Source organism: Vibrio sp. QJM3NY_15 (assembly GCF_057785995.1).
This window is the reverse complement of record NZ_CM173518.1, coordinates 1,184,704-1,203,965: the sequence shown is the minus strand read 5'-3', so window position 1 is coordinate 1,203,965 and position 19,262 is coordinate 1,184,704. Positions and strand designations below refer to the sequence as shown.

Below are 19,262 nucleotides of genomic sequence, written 5' to 3'. Positions count from 1 at the left end.
TTGATGAAGACGCCCAACAATGAACAAAGGCCTAGCTCAGCTGAAGACAACGCTGTAAAGGCTGAAACCAAAAAGCCAAGCCGTCTTAAGAAATGGGGAAAGGAACTCGTTTCAATGATACTGATCGTTGGCGTGGTTTCGTTTGCCATGGATTTTTACCACAGCAGAAGCATGCCTCAAGGAGACGCGATTCCAATCGTGGGTCAGTCGATCCAAGGTGAGGATATTGATGTTATCGAGCTAAGCAAAAGCGGTAAGCCCGTTATTGTCTATTTTTGGGCGACTTGGTGTAGCGCGTGCAAATTGGTGAGCCCGACGGTTAATAGCTTCAGCGACTCCCATCAAGTAGTTTCTGTCGCACTTTCATCTGGCCCAGACGAACGTGTTCAGCGCTTCTTAGACGCCAAAGAGTATGACTTCCCTGTTATCAATGATCTCTCTGGATCGATCAGCAGAAGTTGGGGAGTCAATGTCACGCCAAGTATTGTCATCATCAAAGATGGAAAGATTAGCAGTATCGCAACCGGCGTTACTTCCCCTATCGGCCTGTGGTTAAGAACCTACTTTGCATAACTCGCTCACTAAGAAAAACAGAGCAGAGCAAATGAACCGATTAAAGCCAATTTAACAAACAATAATACCGTGAGCGCGACCCAAAACGCGCTCACGATTATCAAGAATTAGAGAATAAACAACATGAAAAAACATCTGATTAGCACACTGATTTTAGGCTCACTAATGAGCACAAGTGCCTTCGCTGAGTTAAGCACAGAACAAACCCAGCAACTCGAAGAAATTAACCAGTTCCTGAAGGAGAACCCTTCTACGATTTCAGGGCTGCATACAAGTTTAGAGCAGTACGTAGCTGGCCAAGCGCAAGCAAAGAAAGCTCAAGCAGAGAGTCACGATTGGTTGTATAACAATGACGCTCACCCAATCACGGGCAACCCTGACGGAAAATCAGTCATCGTTAACTTTACTGACTACAACTGCCCTTTCTGTAAACGCTTAGAGAAAGGCTTAGTGAAATTAGCTTCTGAAAATAGTGATATCAAAATCGTCAATGTGTACTTGTCATTTAAGCAGCAACAAGTAGATGGCCTTGATACCAATGCGGCTCTATACGCAATGAAAGTATGGAAAGATAATCCAGAAGCCTTCCCTGAAGTCAACAGACTGCTGATGGCAAAAAGTGGTAGCCACACAAAATCTTCACTACAAGCTGTGGCGAAGAAAACAGGAACAGAAGCCCAGTTGGACACTACAGGTGAACAAAAGAACACGCTAATGACCAACCATCAAACCTTTAGCGCTCTGGGTTTAACAGGAACGCCAACAATGATGATGAATGATCAGGTGCTACCGGGCTATGTACCTTACGATCGACTAAAAGATATTGTGGATGATGCTTTTTAATCAGGTTTAGATAGAGATAAAGATTCGAAAGAGAAGAGAATAAAAAGCCGACTAGCGTAACTCGAAGTCGGCTTTTTCATGAGCTTAAGATGATGTTTTCCCATATTATTTTTGAAACAAAAAAGCAGTCGAAGTGTCACCATCTCGCAATGGGTTCTTAATTTAATCTCGTTACTCTAAGAGCAGTTATGTCGAAGAGTCCAAAGACGTGTTAACTCTAGACAACTGTCCTTTGACCGAGCTCTGCTCGGTCTTTTTTTACGCGTTTCAAATGACGGTATGATGAAGCGACTTTCTAACTTAGGCCTAGCTCAATAAGCGACAAACAAGCGCCCCCGGCTCCCTTAATGCATCCACATTATAGCTAAGTACGCGCCCTGAAGACGGCGCGTGATAGCGACGGCATTCGTTACCAAATGCATCATATTGAATCGCTAACAATTCACCTTGTTCTACGCTTTGTAGGAGTTCAACCTGAGGTAGAACAAAACCACCGATATCGGCACGAATAGACACAACATTGTTGCCTTCGATCCAATCAAGATCGGGAAGTTGCTTAGGCTCTGTTATTTTCTCACCGACAGCCTCGGACATCTCATAGTAAGACAACATATTAAACACGCCGTCGACCGCCCTTTGAATCATGTCAGGTTGAGTAACCTTACCCATCCCTACTTCGACCGTGATACTTGGGATACCACTTCGATTCCATACTGTTTCTAAGATACCTGGGTCGCCTGGGTCATTGAGCACGCAATCGGGTTGCATTAATCTCGCCATCTCTAAGCATTGATCAATCCGGTAATCAGCAAAAACATAGAGAGGATAAACCGCGCCGCGCGTTTGGGTATGAAGATCAACCGCGAACGTTGCATTGTGCTTGAGTAAGCGCTCCCATAATGAAGCCACAAAACGCTCGGCAGCTAAACCATGTGCATCACCAGGGAAAAGTCGATTAAGATTAGCTGGACATGAGCCCGGATCAGAAGAGATAAAATCGCGGCTATGATTTAACAAACCAGACAGGTTGACCGTAGGCACAATAGTCACGGTGCCAGTTAGGTTCTTGCCAACGAGATCTCTGATAATTTGTTGAGCAGCCAACACGCCATTCAACTCATCACCATGAATACCAGCGGTGATCATCAACTTTGGCCCATCTTGGCTTCCTTTAAAAACAGACACTGGCATATTTTTCGGTTGCCCTAACCCATCGCTGGTCACTTGGAACCAAAACTGATGTTCCCCAGTGGGTAGGTCGTCCACATTCAAGGAGCCAATAACCTGTCTACCTTGTAAAACATCACCTAAGTACTCTGTTTTCATGAAACCTCTCCGTCCTGTTGATCAGAATCTATTCGCTTTGAAGTTTTTGCATCATAGAGGATATAACCACCAGCACAAACTGTTATTCGGCGACAAGAGTTCACCATCTACCTTCATTGCAGTTCAACTACCGCGAACAAACCGCTAATCAAAACTTAAACGGACCAATAGAAAAGCGCCTAAACTTGTATAACTATTCACTAATTACTCAGCCGATTGAAATAAAAGTGCAATAAAATCAACATGTAAAAAAGTTCCCTATTCACAGAAATGTAATTTTATAGAAATGAAAGCTTAATTTATCTGCTCTAAATTAGCTTCATATCGAAACGGAGAGCACATTGCTCACGGATTTTAAAATACAAGGTAAGTGATTATGAAAAAGGCAGTTCTAGCTTCTGCAGTGGTAGCAGCACTAGTTTCAGGTTCGTCTCTAGCAGCAACGGTTTACAGCTCTGATGGTACTGAGCTTAAAATTGGTGGTCGTGCAGAGTTCCGTGGTGATTTCATTGGTTCAGGCGGTGCTGAAGTTGAAGGTACAATGGAAGATAAAACTCGTTTCCGTTTAAACCTTGGTGGTAAAACAGAACTTACAGATACTGTAACAGCATTCGGTTTCTACGAAGCAGAGCAAAGCACTGGTGACAGTGAGTTTAATAACCGTTACATGTACGCTGGTGTTGATTTCGATGGCCAAGCACTTTCTGTCGGTCGCCAAGACATGGCTTCAGTAATAGTATCTGACTTTACGGATATCACTGAGTTCTCTGGTGTTCAGCAAGTAATCGACGCAGCTTCTGACAAAGAAGATAGCGTATTTGCATACCGCGGTGGCTTTGACGCACTTCAGTTAGAAGCGACTTACCAAGCAAATAGTGAAAAAGACTCAGACGGCTACGGCATTTCTGGTGTGTATTCATTGCCATTCGGTCTAGATCTTGGCCTTGCATATTCTGGCGAGGATCTAGGTGCAGGTAACGGTAGCGCAAACCAAATCCTTGCGGGCCTAGCATATTCTCTAGATAACCTTTACCTAGCCGCAACATACTCAACAGGTGACTCAAACGATAAAGCAGTTGGTGCAGATACTGAGTCGTTCACTGCAATGGAATTCGCAGCACAGTATAAATTAACTAACCAATTTTCTGCTGCTGTAGTGTACACGTACCAAGAAGACGAAGCAGCAAACGGCTCTACAGCAGACTCTGTTGACGGCATCGAGCTTGCAGGCTACTACAAGCTAAACAGCAACTTCCGTACATACCTTGCATACTACATCAATGGCTTGGACGAAAAGAAAAATCCAATTACAGGTCTAACAACTGAAGGTGAAGACACACTTCGCCTAGGTGTACGCTACGACTTCTAATCTAAATTTACTTTAGATAGACGCTAAAAAGGTTGGGCAATCGCTCAACCTTTTTTCATATTCAAATATTCTGACCAACTTCATCAATGCTTTTTCTGGTTTCATCGTGGTAAATCCGTATCATACACAAACCACATCAAAGAATTAGAAGCATCATGTCACAACACCATCCGATTCAAGGCGCTAGCTGGATGCTAACCGCTGGTTTAGCCTTTGCTGTCATTAACAGCCTTACTCAAATCGCTAGCATTCATTTCGGACTTACTTCTACCACCGTCGCCGTCATTCAATACGCTATCGCGTTGCTTGCTATTCTGCCTTACCTTAAAACGTTAGGGATTCGCCGCGCGCTAAAAACCGATAATCTAAAATTGCACGTGTTCCGAGTCTTCTTATCAGTTATTGGTATTCAGCTGTGGATTTGGGCGCTGGCTTACCCTGTGCCGATTTGGCAAGGTATTGCTCTTCTTATGACTTCACCACTTTTTGCGACTATCGGATCCGGGCTTTTCTTAAAAGAAAAAGTAGGCGCAGCTCGTTGGGGTGCTACCTTAGCGGGCTTCATCGGTGCTATGGTCATTTTGGAACCATGGGCAGAAGATTTTAGCTGGGCAACGCTACTGCCTGTTGGCGCTGCATTCTTTTGGGCGTGCTACTCTCTAATGGTGAAAAAGCTGTCATCGCAAGACAGCCCATCGACCATGGTGGTTTACCTTCTTCTTTTAATCACACCCTTTAATCTTCTTCTTGCTGTGCCCGATTGGCAAACCCCGAGCGGTGGCACTATCTGGGGAATATTAGTGGTCATTGGCGTAATGACTGCCCTTGCACAATGGGCAATTGTAAAAGCGTACTCCGTAGCCGATGCTTCTTTTGTTCAACCATTTGACCACGCGAAGCTTCCACTCAATGTATTAGCAGGCTGGATCGTATTTAGTTGGATTCCACCTGGTCGTTTATGGCTAGGAGCCGCTATTATTATTGCGTCAGTTGCTTTTATTACCCACTGGGAAACAAAAAGACCGTCGAAATCGAAGAAAGTTTAAAGCGAGTGAAATAAATAACGCTACTGTCCGTTCTATATTGATAAGAGAATTTTAAACGAGGTCGTAACCATGAAGAAACCAGTCAAGATTACACTATACCGTTGGGCAGGCAGCTGGGGTCCATTTAAAGTCAATATCCCATGTGGAGAATGTACCCTTACTAAAGACATTCTTAAGGACACTTTTGAGAATGAATTAGCCGATGTCGATGTCGAACTGGAAGTGAAAGATTGGTTATCTCATTGGTGGGAACCACTCAAGCTGGGTTCTTGGCATGCGCCGATTCTTGTCGTTGAAGGCAAGGTTGTTAGCCAAGGCGAAGCACTCAATCGTGGAGTGTTAGTTCAATCAGTAATCAAAGAGTGGACGAAACGAGACAGCCTGAAAGGCAACATTGTTTACGGGAAAGCGACATGCCCATTCTGCGTCAAAGCAAAGAAAATGCTTGATGAAGCGGGTGTTGAGTACCAATACCACGATGTCGTGAAAGACAGCGCCGCTCTATATCGCATGATCCCAGAAGTAAAAGCGCACATTGGTGAAAAAACACCAGTCACCGTACCTCAAATCTGGCTTGATGGTAAATACATTGGCGGAGCAGACAACTTAGAAGCTTGGATGAAAGAAAATGGTCTAGATTCCATTCCAAACAACGTTGTCGATTTATCTAACCAATCAGCCAGTTGATCTCCGAAGATCGCTGAATAAGTTAAAAGATTTTTTGTGTCCATCCACAATAAAAAAGAGCGTTGAATGTCATCAATTGCTTAAACGAAAAAGGCCTTAAACTTCATTGAGTTTAAGGCCTTTTAAAATTCCGTTAAAAAATGCTTACTTAGACATTTTCTTCATCATTCGTTTAAAGAACGATGGTTTTTTTGGCTTTGACTTGCCATACAATGCTTCGTGCATCATGTTTTTTGCTACCATTTGGCCAAGGTATGCGTGGCCTAGTTCGTAATTCATGCTTATCTCCGCACATAATCAATTTTCTTATGCGCGGATTCTACACTTAAAGCGCCCAAAAACAAGACTTACATCACACTTTCATGTAATTAAATTCCTAGATTACATATGAGTTTATAAATAGAACGCAATAAAAAAGCAGCTCAATAAGCTGCTTTTAGAAAAAGGCTGAGTTCTAAAAAACCGTTAGTTCTAAAGATACCTTTCAAACGAAGCTGTTATAACACTAGCTACGCTTTGGCTGTCTGTAAGTTTTACCAGCAATCTGGTACGTATCTTTTTGCTTTAATTCGAACATTGTCTCGAAGAACCAAGCTGCAAATTTGATTAAGTCATCGCCTTCGTTCATAACGTGTTCGATGTACTCTTGCTCTTCGCCTTGTTCATTCTCTTGAAGCGTCACGTGGTAAATACGCTTTTCGCCGTCAACTTCAGCTAACGCAAATTGACCAGTCAGTGATTCTGCAGCCTCAGCGACTTCAGTATCCTCGTTGGATTTCAATAGCTCGAGCGCTTGAGGCAAGCCATCCAGTACGCAGATCGCTTTTACCAGTACTTCAAATTCATTTTGCTGCATGTTTTACACCTATTAAATGGACCGAAGTATTGTAGGAAACCATCAACACAAATACAACGCTTTAACTAGAGCGTGTAAGTATAAAACCTATCTAGCTATACTCTATTGCTGCAGAGGCGATTTTTTTGTTGGCTCGACTTGAGGACCATAATACAGAACCCATACCCGCACCAATAATCAGGTAGAACACGCCAAGCTGTAGGTGAGTCGTGACCCAGCTTTCAACTAAGTACCCACCTAACAAGCCCGCCAAACACATTTGAATGGAGCCCGACAGCGCAGACACCGCACCCGCTTGCTTCTTATGCGGTTCCAACAACATGCTGATCGATAGAGGGAAAGAGATACCCTGCGCTATCGCTAGCCAAGTAAATGCCCACACTAGGTTAAAGATGGATAGTTCATGTGTTAATAACCAAGTACCTGACGCCAACACGATCAAAATCGCTAAACTCATCAATTGCGGAGTGCTAAACCTACGATTGAGTAAGTTCAACGCCACACTGCCGATCAACAATCCTGCCGAAGGAACAATCATCAAAGAGCCATATTCAGCGGCTGTCAGGCCTAATTGTTCTTGCATTAAGAATGGGAACAAAGATAACGACACTAGGCTCGCCATATAGCTCATCCAGTTATAACTCGCGCTGCTGATCACTTGGCGGTTGGTCAACAAGCGCCCGTAGTTCTTCACTACTTGGCTGACTTCAAAACGACTCTTTCCGTAAGGTAGTGTCTCGGGCAACACAAAGTAACCGAGAATATATATGGCCAATAAATACAATAGAACAAACAGGAACACCGCCTGCCAGCCTAGATGAAACGAGATCCAACCACCAAACACTGGCGCAATAATCGGCATGATAGAAGCTGTTATTGAAATATAAGACAGCGCCTTAGTGAGTTGAGGGCCATCATAACTGTCCCTAAGAACACTACGCCCGAGCACCGAAGCACTGCCCGCGCCTAGACCTTGCAACAAGCGGCCAACTTCTAAAGCGGTCATATTGTCAGAAAATGCAAAACAAACGATGGTACCAATCAGATAAACACCTTGACCCAACAAGAAGATAGGTCGTCTTCCCACGGCATCAGACATTGGGCCATAAAATAGCTGCGACAAACCGAAACCCACAAGAAACAGTGTAACGAGCAGTTGCACATCCACTTGGGTAACACTTAAGTCAGAAGCAATTAATGGCAATGATGGGAGGTAAATACTCACACCCACTTGTCCCGTAGCAATGATCATCATCGCTAAGAGTAACGGCGTTTTTTTAAAGGTCGATTGGCTCAAAAAATTCCCTGTTCGTTTGTTATTTGTTCATGATATAAGTCTATATTCAAAACCAGTAATTGATAATTAACCAAATTGGAATTTGATTAAGTCCTAGCAGGAAATAATATGGATTGGATTCTTAATGTAAAAAGCTACGTAAGAGTAGTAGAAGAAGGCAGCTTCAATGGAGCCGCACGTAAACTGAATACCACCAGTTCAGCGATCAGCAAAAGAGTGAACTGGCTAGAAGAGCGCATTGGCACTCAACTATTAAAGCGCACGACTCGCTCAATTAGCCAAACCGAAGCAGGCGCACTTTTTTACCTGCGAGCCAAAGATCAGCTCGATAATTGGCAGTCGATTATTGACGAGACTCGCTCAGTAAACCAAACACCAGCAGGCCTGCTAAAAATAGGGGCAACCATTGCTGTTGGCTCTAAGTTTCTCGTGCAATACATGGACGACTTCTTAGAAAAATACCCAGATATCAAGGTACAACTCATCACCACCACTTCAGGACAGTTACCTGAGCTTGGATTGGATCTTGTGATCAGTCGAGAATTGGAACAGCTCAACTCTTTAAGCTTCAAGAAAACGCCCTTGTTTGAGCACAAAGCGGGGTTCTATGCCGCACCGAGTTACCTCGCCAAACACGGCTACCCCACCTGCGAACAAGATTTAGAGCAGCATAATTCCTTAATCTGGGGAGAGCGTCCGACTCGAGAAGTGACACTCACTAAAGGTCAACGAATCACGTTGAATGGAAACTTCGCGACTACCAACCCTGAGGCTTTGTTTCATGCGGCAAAGCGAGGAATGGGCGTGCTTTTAACCATCAAAGCAATGATCAAAGAAGATCTAAAACAAGGGACATTAGTTCCAGTCTTGCCAAATATAACGGCCGACGAAGTGATGGTTTACGCGTACTACCCTAAGCTTGACTACTCACATACACGAACAAAGCTATTTTTGGATCACCTGAAAGACAGGCTAGACAGAGAACGTAGCACTCAGATTTTGTGAAATAAGTCACAACTGAGTTTGAAAAAATACACAACACGACCAATAATAAACTAGACGCATATTGATTATGTGTGCCGTTTTTATGCATACAAGACTATACACTTAAAAACTATGCTTATAAAAATCATATACATACAGCTTACACACTGATTCTGGTTAGCTACGGATGGTGACTATGACTCAACATACGCACAGCAGCATGATAGATACAGAGCGCATTGGCCGTTTACTAAAATTGGAAGGTATCGACCTTTTAGAGTCGGCCGTGCTTACTTTGCATCAAACATTTGGTACTCAATACACCAGCATCATTGAGAAAAAATACTTTCCAGACCAAATGGTACCTTTGGTGATTGCGCAATCTGACCACGTACTGCATGACAAAATCAATCCACGTCATGGTCACATCTACCAGCAAGCCGTTAATCAAAGTCACCCTGATTGTTCTTTCGCTCAATACATTGTTAAATCTTTGCCAACGTCAGCGTTCAGGCAAGAAATTACCTCTCAAAACTCGATCGCGATTCCCACTCGAACTCAGAGTGGCGAAGTCATGGGTGTGCTATTTTCGACCTTCACATCACCTCTGAGCCCAGACCAACAACAAGAAGTGATCAAACACCATCAACTTTTCGCAGACATCGTCATTCATACCTTACGTGAGATGTGGTTCAACGACCGATCTGAGCAGTTGGTCAATCAACTCAGTTATGAAGTCTCACACGATAGTCTTACTGGGTTGCTCAACCGCAGTTGTTTGTCGGATACGTTAGAGTCCATTACTCAACAGAATGTCACCCCTTTTACTGTGGCTCTGTTGGATATAAACAGCTTCAAAGCCATTAACGACATGCACGGTAATTACATTGGTGACAAGGTATTGCAGCATGTCGCTGAAACCCTACGCAGAACATTACCAGAGAACAACTTAACCTTTCGAACAGCAGGTAACGAGTTCGCTTTCATTACTTATCATAACGACCCAATCGGTATCTGCGAACAGATAGTAACCAAAATAAAACAAGGCTACTGCAGCGTTGATTTGAAGATTGATTTTGATGTCAGTATTGGTATCGCTCGCTCAGATGGAAATAATAAAGATGTAGAACAGATCATCTTTAATACCAGTTTGGCTTTAAAAGAATGTAAACAGCACACTGATACGCACATCCAATGCTACGACACCCATTTAAGAGCGCGCTATCAAAGAAAAACCGAACTGATTGCGGCGTTACGCAGTGAGCTTGAAGGCTCAATATCAAGTAAAACGGTATCTAATGGCAATCAAGCCAATGCCCCTGCATCTGAAGACAATGGAATGTATGTGGTGGTTCAACCGATCGTAGGCAAAGACGATACGCGTTGGGAATATTTTGAGGTGCTCACTCGTTGGAAAACAACTCAACACGGTGACATCTCTCCAGTAGAGTTTATACAAGTCGCGGAAGAATCTGGCCTTATCGTCGAGTTAGGTGAACGTATTATCGAACTCGTTTGCCGAGCAAAAATCACACTTGAGCAAGGCTTAGGCTATAAAATCAAACTGGGTATCAACTGTTCAGCTCACGAGCTTAGTGACTCTAAGCGCTACCTTGCATACCTTACTAAAACGATCAAACAGTACAACTTCGAAGCGAATGAGTTTGTTATCGAGTTGACCGAAACCGTATTGCTTTCACCAACACCTGAAGTCAAAGACGCTCTTAACTATCTTCGAGAGCAAGGCTTCACCATTGCTTTAGACGACTTTGGTACTGGCTATTCAAGTCTAAACTACATCCACAGCTACCCTATCGATTGTATTAAAATCGATGCTGTCTTTATCCAGAACCTATTAACCAACTCCACATCAGAAAGCGTCGTTTGGTTGATCATTCAATTGGCGCAAAGACTGAGGGTATCACTCGTCGCCGAAGGTGTCGAAGAGCGTGAGCAGTTAGATAAACTCCACTCAATGGGGTGCGACAGTATCCAAGGCTACCTCTATTCTTGTCCACTCCGCCCAGAAACCATCGTCAGCAATATAAATGCGCTGAGCGTATGACAGCAAAAATCTTCAGGCCTCTGAGCTTTTGGCTTTTGGCTTTTGGCTTTTGAGAGGATGTCGCTTGAGCAACAAAAAAGCCGCGAGGGCAGAATTGAACACTTAGGTATTCAAATCAGCACTCGCGGCTTTTCTATGTTTAGATATATAAGCGACCAAGCTATTCGCTTATTCACCGATTAGACTCATCAGCGATATCCGACTCGCTATCACTAGCTGTTGTTAGATTGCTCTTCCAACGCTTTCTTAAGCAGCTTGTCGGCTTCATCTCTCGATGCTACGAATGTCGCTTTTTCCTTTTTCGGCACAGAATCGGCCATCGGAATATTTGCTGTCATCGCGTTAACAGGACGACCACGTTCGATCAGTTCGTAGTGCAAATGCGCACCCGTCACTCGGCCAGTTTTACCCGATAAGCCAATGCGCTGACCACGAGACACCGTTTGCCCTTTACGAACAAGGATCTTACTTAAATGCAGGTAGCGCGTTTTGTAAGTGCTGCCGTGCTGAATCACCACGTAGTTACCCGCGTAAGGGTGTTTACGGGTCATGATCACTTTACCATCACCGGTAGCTTGAACTGGCGTACCAATTGGCGTCGCGAAGTCTGTACCGTTATGTGGTGAAATTCGACCTGTCACAGGATGTAAGCGTTTAGGGTTGAATTGAGAACTCTGACGCCAGCTACTGCTCACAGGGTAACGTTGGAAAGCGCGTTGTAGGCTATCACCGTCCGCATCGTAGTATTGACCATCGGTATGAAGATAAGCAGAAACAACGCGATTTTTGTTGATGATCTTAATCGCTTCAATTTCACGTTTTCCGGTTGCAACACCGTCAACAAATTGAGCTTTCTGAAGCACTTCAAACTGATCGCCAGCACGTAGGTCACGGCTAAAGTTCAACTTGTCTTTAAGAAGAGTCACAATATGGTCAATCTCAAGACTGTTCAGGCCGACTTTATTCGCCGACATAGAGAAGCTACCTTGAATATCGCCCACTAGAGGTCTTTGCTTCCATTCACCAGGAATAGAGATGTCTTCAAATTCGTAGCTACCGTCATCAAGCAGTCGGTAAACCGCTTTATCAGCAACACTAAATTGAATTTCCATCTTAGACAGCTCGCCAGTCGCCTCGTCACGCCAAAAGCGTAATGTGTTCCCAGGTCGAAGCGTGTCTAGCGCAAGGAAGTTTAAATCCGTTTCCATCACGCTCATCATCGATTTATAAGAAAATCCAAGCTGAGTGAAAATGCTGCTTAAGTTATCGCCCGTTTGAATTTGATACTCAAATGTCGGCGGCTCGATAATAACAACAGAAGAAGGCGACAGAATTGACTCAATCACGGTTGAGTCCGGTAAATTCAGATCGATCGTTTTGGTCAGATCTGATTGAGAAGTTTGTAAAGCAACACCGATAACTGCAATAAGTGGCAGCCCTAAAATAGCTGCTTTTTTTACAGGTGAAAGCTCAGAAAACGGAGAGGAGAATATTTTTGAATACACGGTAAACAGGTCTTTCTACGATATAAAGGCATAGGATATGCTTTTCAAACGCATAAATCATCAATGCATTGTCATAATATGATGCGAATCTTACTCATCGCACCTAAGTCATTGAGTTACCGTCCCTGTAAAACACTTTATCGCAAATAAAATTAATCGCTAAATTTAAAAATAAAAAAGCAGAAACACCTAGCTTCTGCTTTCTATTGATTTAGGTTATCCCGCTTTGCTTAATTAATAAACAAGCTGTATTGATCGTGAAATCTTGACTAAATACGCCCGTATAACAGCGTGTCTCACGAGTCAGCAGTTAAGCAATTAAATAACTACGTTAAGGTTAAGCAGTAACCGTCGATACCAAACAATTATCGCCACCAAAATCATTGGGGATATAACGATCCGCATTCGCGTCGTTCACCCACTCTTGGTCATTAACAAGGTAACGAAATTGAAACTCGCCATCTTTAGGCAGACGAGTTTTGAATTTGTAGACTTTCCCTTTCGCCAACTTTTTCATTGGGGTTGCTTTCCAATCAAGAAAATCAGCCACAATCGAAACTGAGTTTGCTTCTTGAGCTTCCAGCTCGAAGGTCACTTCCACTTCATCTTTGGTTTTAAAAAAACGTTTATTAATCATTCGCAAGCTCCATTTGTAAAAATATAAGCAGACACAGCCTTGAGGAGTGTCTAAATTTCATTCATCTAACTACGATAATATGTAATTTGGCTCACATAAACAACAGATCCTTATACGAACAAAAATGTTATTGCTTACCAATTGATTGCGTATCAAAAGAAAAACTCATTAACACCTTTTCAGACGGTGCTTCTGCGAATGATTGTTCCGCAGAATGCTGTGTAAAGCCGATAAAACCTCTCCCTGTAAGTTTACTATTTGTCGTATCTTCAGGAGGCTGAGTCACATCTAAGGTTTGGATTTGCACGCGATCGCCGAGTAAAAGCTGATCGACTAACACAACACGGCTTCGCTGCTGATCGTGTTTAAACAGCCCAAGGTAATAAAATACGCCGCTGCCTTGGTTCGATATCCACATTGGCGCAACAAAGAAACTCGCTTTGCCCAATGTCACTGCAGAAATACTTTTGGTGTCTACTGTCGCCACACCGCGTTCAACACCGGAATCATAGCGCCCAAACGCGATTGCTTTGGTCTCATCGACTTCATTTATAAAGGCGTAAGCGTTGGTCTCAGGAACTTTAATTGTCCATGGGTTGGTCGTCTTCAAATCAAAAACAGTTTCAACGACTGGGTCATAACTGACTTGTGAAGAAGGAAACTTCGCCAAGATCTCTTCGTCACTTAAGCTAAAGCGATAGATACCCGCCAGTATCACTACGACTAGCATGACAATCGGAATCAGTAAAATCAGAGGTATAGGTAAGATTTTCTTTTTCATGAGCGATTATATTCTTTTATTTTCATCCAGTTGTGCAAACCATAAAGGGCTTTAGTATAATTATCAATACAGGGTTAACTGGAAGTGGAGCATGGATGGATATCAATCATATTAAAGATAGAAATATCAGAAGTTGCGAATGCCGCTGTGGAGCAGTCAACCTAGTATGCAGAGGCGAGCCTCAACGAACTTCTGTCTGCCATTGCTATGAATGTCAGAAACGCACCGGAAGTGTGTTCGGAGTTCAGGCTCGATACCCAATAGAGCAAGTAACGCTAAGCGGAGAAGTGACCTCTTTTTCACGCATCAGCGATACTGACAATGAAGTCACCTATCAGTTTTGTCCCAAGTGTGGCACCACCATGCTTTTACAGTCCGTTGCCGCCGCCGATTTTTATATCGTCCCACTAGGATTATTTAAAGAGCAAGATTTCCCATTACCAAGCTATTCAGTCTATGAAGAACGTAAACACGGTTGGGTCAAGTTTGACCACCAGATGAGCCATTACAACTAGCTTGTTACTGACCGTTATCCTTATAAAGCAACCGTATTAAAACAAACTGCAATACTGTTGCCTAAGATCAAATATCAACGCTCCACAGCGCTAGCGTATCTTTCCGCTAGCGTTATAATCTGCTCCTCTTTTTAACCCAGGGTGAACCACATGATTTCTAAGCTACCTCGCTGGGTTGAATACGGCGCCTTACTGTTAGCAGGCCTAGCTGGCAGTGTTAATGCTATCGGCTTACTCGGTTTCCAACACCAAGCCATCTCCCACATATCCGGCACTATGTCTTTGTTGGGCAGTAGCTTATTAACCCCCACTAGTGCTTCAATACACCTGCTATTGGTCATCATGAGTTTTATGTTGGGCGCAGCTTTCAGTGGATTCTTTATTGAAAACCAAGCTCTGAAATTGGGTCGTCGATACGGTGTTGCGCTATGTATTGAGGGTGGATTGCTGTTTTTGGCGCTTTGGGCACTATTGGAAGGTTATACTTCAGGGCAATACTTCGCTTCAGCCGCATGTGGCTTGCAAAATGCGATGATTACCACTTACAGCGGTGCGATTATTCGTACCACACACATGAGTGGCATCATTACCGATCTTGGGATCATGATTGGCGCTCGCCTCAAAGGCACACCGTTTGACCGTCGAAAAGCAAAACTACTCATGTTCATTGTGGTTGGCTTTTTGTTTGGGGGCTTAACCGGAGCTTGCCTGTTTCAACGTTTTGAGATTAACGCACTGGCTTTTCCGGCTTCATTTGCGTTCATTATCGCATTTAGCTATTGGCTTTACCTGACCTATCGAACTGAAACGCCAGTGAATTTATAAATACCTGGCAATATATCCTCAAAATACGTAACATCCGCAACACTTTATTCTAAACTTCTAAAGAGTTACAGAATAACCAGTGTGAATAGTTAGCGATATTTGATGAATAGTATTGCAAGCACTATCAATACTGGGTAATCTTGCAGCCAGTGAGAAAATACGGATGTTTAGAGAATAAAAACGCCAAGGATGTGGCTTTTTTACATGTAGAAATACGAGAACAATTAACATGTCTAACAACACGAATACTGCTCAACCAGAGAAATCTAAAGGCAGTTTCTGGGTTTTCTTAATCCCATCTCTGATTGGTTTGTTCCTTTTCATGGCTCCGATCAGCTACCAAGGTGATCTAACGATCCCTGTCGCTATTCTAGCGAAATCAATTCAAGCGGTTTTTGGTGAATACTTAGTTTCTATTATCACTGCAATCGTTGCTTTCATGTCTGTAGCTTCCGTTTTAAGCACCATTTTCAAACCTACATTCATTACATCAAGCTCTTTCTTAAACGGTCTTTTCAACCCATCTCCACTATGGTTGTTGGTTCGTCTTATCGGCGGTGCTGCTGCATTCATGGCTTTCTTCCAAGTAGGCCCTGAGTTTATCTGGGAAGAAAACACTGGTGGTCTCGTACTAGAAGGCCTACTGCCAACACTGTTCTCAGTATTTATCTTTGCAGGTTTACTATTACCACTTCTACTTAACTTCGGTTTGTTAGAACTGTTCGGTACGCTGCTAAGCAAAGTAATGCGTCCAATCTTCAACCTGCCAGGTCGTAGTGCTATCGACTGTATGGCTTCTTGGTTAGGTGATGGCAGCGTTGGTATCCTTCTTACAAGTAAACAGTACGAGAAGAAGTTCTACACTCAGCGTGAAGCTGCGGTTGTGGGTACCACTTTCTCAGCAGTATCTATTACGTTCAGTCTTGTCGTTATTGCTCAAGTAGAACTGGAGCACCTATTCCTGCCTTTCTACGCAGCAATCTGTCTAGCGGGTATTGTGGCTGCGGTAATCATCCCTCGCCTTCCTCCATTAAGCATGAAGAAAGACACCTTCATTGATGGCAGCAAGCCACACAAAGACGCTGACGCGATCCCTGCGGGTCACTCAACGTTCTCTTGGGGTCTTGAGCTAGCAGTAAACAAAGCATCACAAGTGAAGTCAGCTAAGTCAGTATTTGCTGAAGGCATCCGTAACGCAGTCGATATGGTATTCGGCGTACTGCCTGTGGTTATGGGTCTTGGTACTATGGCTTTGGTTATTGCGGAATACACCTCAGTGTTCTCATTCCTAGGTCAACCTTTCATTCCATTCCTAGAGCTACTTGGTGTACCTGAAGCGGTTGCAGCATCTGAAACGATTGTTGTTGGTTTTGCGGATATGTTTATCCCAGCAATCCTTGCTGCTTCTATCGACAACGAGATGACTCGCTTTGTTATTGCAGCAATGTCGGTAACTCAGCTAATCTACATGTCTGAAGTAGGCGCTCTGCTTCTAGGCAGTAAGATCCCAGTGAACATTCTAGAGCTGTTTATTATCTTTATTCTGCGTACTTTAATTACGCTTCCAGTTATCGCTGGCGTAGCGCATCTAATATTCTAAATTAGACGCCACTTATATAACACCCTCTATTAAAGCCTCACTTTTGTGGGGCTTTTTATTTTCGTTGGACATATTCACCTTCTCACCCAAAACTCCACCAATATATAAAACCTGCAGTTCGCTTGATTTCATATCTATTTATCCTCTCCATCGTTTTTTAATAGAAAACCACACACATAAACGTCTAATTAATAAATCATCAATACCCGCTGGCTCTGGGCTCGCGTGTATCTTCCAACTCATTGAACCAAATACTAAAAGTAACAAATATGTGATTTAGTGAATTTTGTATTGTTTAGGTTGTTGTATTTTTGTAGTCTATTTTGTGAAATTACATTCAAGTAAATTTCAATCTCGTCGATATATATAATTAGAAAAACACGATTAACTTTAGACTTCGCAAAGCCTGTGAGAAGGGGAACACTCAATGAAATTTAGCCATAAGGTGGTTGCTGCATCATCAGCCTTGCTGCTAGTGACAGTATCATTGCTTTCAATACAACAACTTTACACTGTAAGAAGTGCTGTAGAAAACCACGTCAATGCGAGCCTGAAAGAAATGGTTTCTGGCGTTAAGAATACCGTCGAATCCGAGATGAACGCCAAGAAAGCGTTGGCTCAATCGACGACTGAAGTCATCGAGATCAACCCTGAAGATCGTACATACGTAAAAGAAATCTTAGAGAAACCAAAACTTAAAAACAGCTTTCTTGCGGTTGGCTTTGGCTACGAAGCAAACGGTTTCGTCATTGAAAATGATGACGGTTGGGAAGCGGGTCCAGATTACGACCCTCGAATTCGTCCTTGGTACATTGATGCTAAATCCAAAAACAGTTTAGTTGTTACCGCTCCTTATGTGGATGCATCAAGTAAGAAAGTCATCATCTCAGTGGGTACGCCAGTTAAAGACAACGGTCGCTTCACTGCTGGTATGTTCTACGATCTAGAATTGACCAACCTTGCAACATTGGTAAACCAAGTGAACTTGTTTGATGCAGGCTACCTATTCCTAGTCACTGCTGACGGCACAACAATTGCTCACCCGAATGCGAAAAACAATGGCGAAATGCTCTCAAGCTACATGCCACAAGCAAGTATTCGTGAAGGCTCTCAAGAAATTGAGGTCGACGGCAAGATGTTCCTAGTGAACTTCACTCACATCCCAAGTGAAGATTGGTACATAGGCGCAATCCTTGATGAAGAAATTGCTTACCAAACCGTTGAAGATTTGAAAAACAGCTCAATGATCTACTCGTTGATTGCGGTTATTCTCAGCATCATTGCACTGACTGTTTTGATTCGTGTGTTAATGCGTCCACTGGATGTGCTTAACCAAGCCATTCAAGATGTGGCGAGTGGTCAAGGTGACTTAACTAAGCGCCTAGATACCAACACAGACCAAGAGTTCTCTGACCTAGCGAAAGGTTTCAACACCTTTACCGAAAACCTGCAAAATCAGATCATTCAATCAAAAGCGATTGGTGTTGAAATTAAACGAGGTACTGAAATCACGGTTAAAGGTGCAGGCGAATCAGCAAACGCGATGAATACGCAACTTCAAGAGCTAGAGCAGCTAGCAACTGCAATGAACGAAATGGCGGTGACTGCAACAGAAGTGGCGAACAACGCTCAAGGCGCTGCAGCTGCGGCTCGTGAAGCTGATGAAGCAACGCTAGACGGCACATCTGTCGTCAGTGACACCACACAAGCCATTGATAACCTTTCAGCGCGTATCGACCAAGCTGTAGCTGAAGTACAAGTACTGGAATCAGCGACTGCGAACATCGAAACGATTCTTAAGGTAATCAACGATATTGCAGACCAAACGAACTTACTGGCATTGAACGCAGCGATTGAAGCGGCGCGTGCGGGTGAATCAGGTCGTGGTTTCGCAGTCGTAGCCGACGAAGTTCGTACTCTGGCGCAACGTACTCAAGAATCAACAACTGAAATCCGTAACATGATCGAGCAGCTCCAAGCGGGTGCAAGTTCGGTATCTAACGCGATGAATCAAAGTAAAGACACAGCTACTGACGCCGTTGAACGTGCTCAGCAAGCGAACTCTTCACTTGACCGAATCCGTGACGCGATTCAGCGTATCTCTGATATGAACATTCAGATAGCTTCAGCAGCAGAAGAGCAAAGCTTGGTAGCGGAAGAGATCAATAACAACACTGTTAAGATCAAAGACCTTTCAACACAAGTATCCAACGCAGCTCAAGAAGCAAACACGGCAATGCAGGTACAAACTGACAATGTTCGTGCACAGGATGAACTATTGAACAAGTTCACGGTTTAATAGCCTGTCTGTTTAACTAACGCTCCGCTTAGTAACCAATAAACAGCTTCAAAT

The 19,262-nt window shown here is 43.4% G+C and carries 18 protein-coding genes; 11 read left to right on the top strand and 7 right to left on the bottom strand.

What is annotated here, in order from left to right; genetic code table 11:
- The first annotated feature begins 3 nt into the window (after nt 1-3).
- The gene (locus AC3CKG_RS21715; RefSeq protein WP_102340534.1) at nt 4-573 is read left to right on the top strand and encodes a protein disulfide oxidoreductase; all 570 of its coding nucleotides are present in this window, start codon (nt 4-6) and stop codon (nt 571-573) included.
- A gap of 123 nt (nt 574-696) precedes the next feature.
- A complete protein-coding gene (locus AC3CKG_RS21710; RefSeq protein ID WP_488529336.1) occupies nt 697-1,416 on the top strand; it encodes a DsbA family protein in 720 nt (239 codons plus the stop codon).
- A 306-nt stretch (nt 1,417-1,722) separates the two neighbouring features.
- Here AC3CKG_RS21710 and AC3CKG_RS21705 read toward each other — a convergent pair whose 3' ends face one another.
- Nucleotides 1,723-2,742 carry a succinylglutamate desuccinylase/aspartoacylase family protein gene (locus AC3CKG_RS21705; RefSeq protein WP_488529335.1) on the bottom strand — a complete coding sequence of 340 codons (1,020 nt, stop codon included), beginning with the start codon at nt 2,740-2,742 and terminating at the stop codon, nt 1,723-1,725.
- A gap of 376 nt (nt 2,743-3,118) precedes the next feature.
- Between AC3CKG_RS21705 and AC3CKG_RS21700 the strand changes: the two genes are divergently transcribed.
- The 3 genes from AC3CKG_RS21700 to AC3CKG_RS21690 all read left to right on the top strand — a co-directional run bounded on the left by AC3CKG_RS21700 (nt 3,119) and on the right by AC3CKG_RS21690 (nt 5,844).
- Nucleotides 3,119-4,111, top strand: coding sequence for a porin (locus AC3CKG_RS21700; RefSeq protein ID WP_488529334.1), 993 nt, complete (start codon nt 3,119-3,121; stop codon nt 4,109-4,111).
- A gap of 155 nt (nt 4,112-4,266) precedes the next feature.
- Nucleotides 4,267-5,157, top strand: a complete 891-nt coding sequence (locus AC3CKG_RS21695; RefSeq protein WP_488529333.1) for a DMT family transporter — start codon at nt 4,267-4,269, stop codon at nt 5,155-5,157.
- 69 nt (nt 5,158-5,226) lie between these two features.
- Nucleotides 5,227-5,844 (top strand): glutaredoxin domain-containing protein, encoded by a 618-nt coding sequence (locus tag AC3CKG_RS21690; protein ID WP_017109041.1) that lies wholly within the window; start codon nt 5,227-5,229, stop codon nt 5,842-5,844.
- Between the two features lie 144 nt (nt 5,845-5,988).
- Here the strand turns inward: AC3CKG_RS21690 and AC3CKG_RS21685 are convergent, their stop codons facing one another.
- From AC3CKG_RS21685 to AC3CKG_RS21675, 3 genes are all read right to left on the bottom strand, one after another.
- The gene (locus tag AC3CKG_RS21685) at nt 5,989-6,123 is read right to left on the bottom strand and encodes a hypothetical protein (RefSeq protein WP_017109040.1); all 135 of its coding nucleotides are present in this window, start codon (nt 6,121-6,123) and stop codon (nt 5,989-5,991) included.
- Nucleotides 6,124-6,349: 226 nt separating this feature from the next.
- Complete coding sequence (locus tag AC3CKG_RS21680; RefSeq protein WP_017105643.1) at nt 6,350-6,700, bottom strand: hypothetical protein; 351 nt, start codon at nt 6,698-6,700, stop codon at nt 6,350-6,352.
- 91 nt (nt 6,701-6,791) lie between these two features.
- The gene (locus tag AC3CKG_RS21675; protein ID WP_065104544.1) at nt 6,792-7,997 is read right to left on the bottom strand and encodes a multidrug effflux MFS transporter; all 1,206 of its coding nucleotides are present in this window, start codon (nt 7,995-7,997) and stop codon (nt 6,792-6,794) included.
- A gap of 108 nt (nt 7,998-8,105) precedes the next feature.
- Here AC3CKG_RS21675 and AC3CKG_RS21670 point away from each other — a divergent pair, with 108 nt between their 5' ends.
- Together AC3CKG_RS21670 and AC3CKG_RS21665 are read left to right on the top strand one after the other, a co-directional pair.
- Complete coding sequence (locus AC3CKG_RS21670; RefSeq protein WP_065104543.1) at nt 8,106-9,002, top strand: LysR family transcriptional regulator; 897 nt, start codon at nt 8,106-8,108, stop codon at nt 9,000-9,002.
- A 175-nt stretch (nt 9,003-9,177) separates the two neighbouring features.
- Nucleotides 9,178-11,046, top strand: coding sequence for a putative bifunctional diguanylate cyclase/phosphodiesterase (locus AC3CKG_RS21665; protein WP_488529332.1), 1,869 nt, complete (start codon nt 9,178-9,180; stop codon nt 11,044-11,046).
- A 212-nt stretch (nt 11,047-11,258) separates the two neighbouring features.
- Here the strand turns inward: AC3CKG_RS21665 and shyA are convergent, their stop codons facing one another.
- The 3 genes from shyA to AC3CKG_RS21650 all read right to left on the bottom strand — a co-directional run bounded on the left by shyA (nt 11,259) and on the right by AC3CKG_RS21650 (nt 13,969).
- On the bottom strand, nt 11,259-12,551 hold the full coding sequence (gene shyA, locus AC3CKG_RS21660) for a peptidoglycan DD-endopeptidase ShyA (RefSeq protein WP_372249656.1): 1,293 nt from the start codon (nt 12,549-12,551) through the stop codon (nt 11,259-11,261).
- A 337-nt stretch (nt 12,552-12,888) separates the two neighbouring features.
- The gene (locus tag AC3CKG_RS21655) at nt 12,889-13,188 is read right to left on the bottom strand and encodes an isoamylase early set domain-containing protein (RefSeq protein WP_102371091.1); all 300 of its coding nucleotides are present in this window, start codon (nt 13,186-13,188) and stop codon (nt 12,889-12,891) included.
- A 127-nt stretch (nt 13,189-13,315) separates the two neighbouring features.
- A complete protein-coding gene (locus AC3CKG_RS21650) occupies nt 13,316-13,969 on the bottom strand; it encodes a hypothetical protein (protein WP_488529331.1) in 654 nt (217 codons plus the stop codon).
- A gap of 32 nt (nt 13,970-14,001) precedes the next feature.
- Here AC3CKG_RS21650 and AC3CKG_RS21645 point away from each other — a divergent pair, with 32 nt between their 5' ends.
- The 4 genes from AC3CKG_RS21645 (at nt 14,002) to AC3CKG_RS21630 (ending at nt 19,208) form a co-directional block, all read left to right on the top strand.
- A complete protein-coding gene (locus tag AC3CKG_RS21645) occupies nt 14,002-14,484 on the top strand; it encodes a GFA family protein (RefSeq protein WP_488529330.1) in 483 nt (160 codons plus the stop codon).
- A 150-nt stretch (nt 14,485-14,634) separates the two neighbouring features.
- Nucleotides 14,635-15,309, top strand: coding sequence for a YoaK family protein (locus tag AC3CKG_RS21640; protein WP_488529329.1), 675 nt, complete (start codon nt 14,635-14,637; stop codon nt 15,307-15,309).
- 229 nt (nt 15,310-15,538) lie between these two features.
- Nucleotides 15,539-16,909, top strand: a complete 1,371-nt coding sequence (locus AC3CKG_RS21635) for a YjiH family protein (RefSeq protein WP_065104539.1) — start codon at nt 15,539-15,541, stop codon at nt 16,907-16,909.
- A gap of 427 nt (nt 16,910-17,336) precedes the next feature.
- Nucleotides 17,337-19,208: a methyl-accepting chemotaxis protein gene (locus tag AC3CKG_RS21630; protein WP_065111416.1), complete on the top strand. Its 1,872-nt coding sequence runs from the start codon at nt 17,337-17,339 to the stop codon at nt 19,206-19,208.
- Nucleotides 19,209-19,262: the final 54 nt, after the last annotated feature.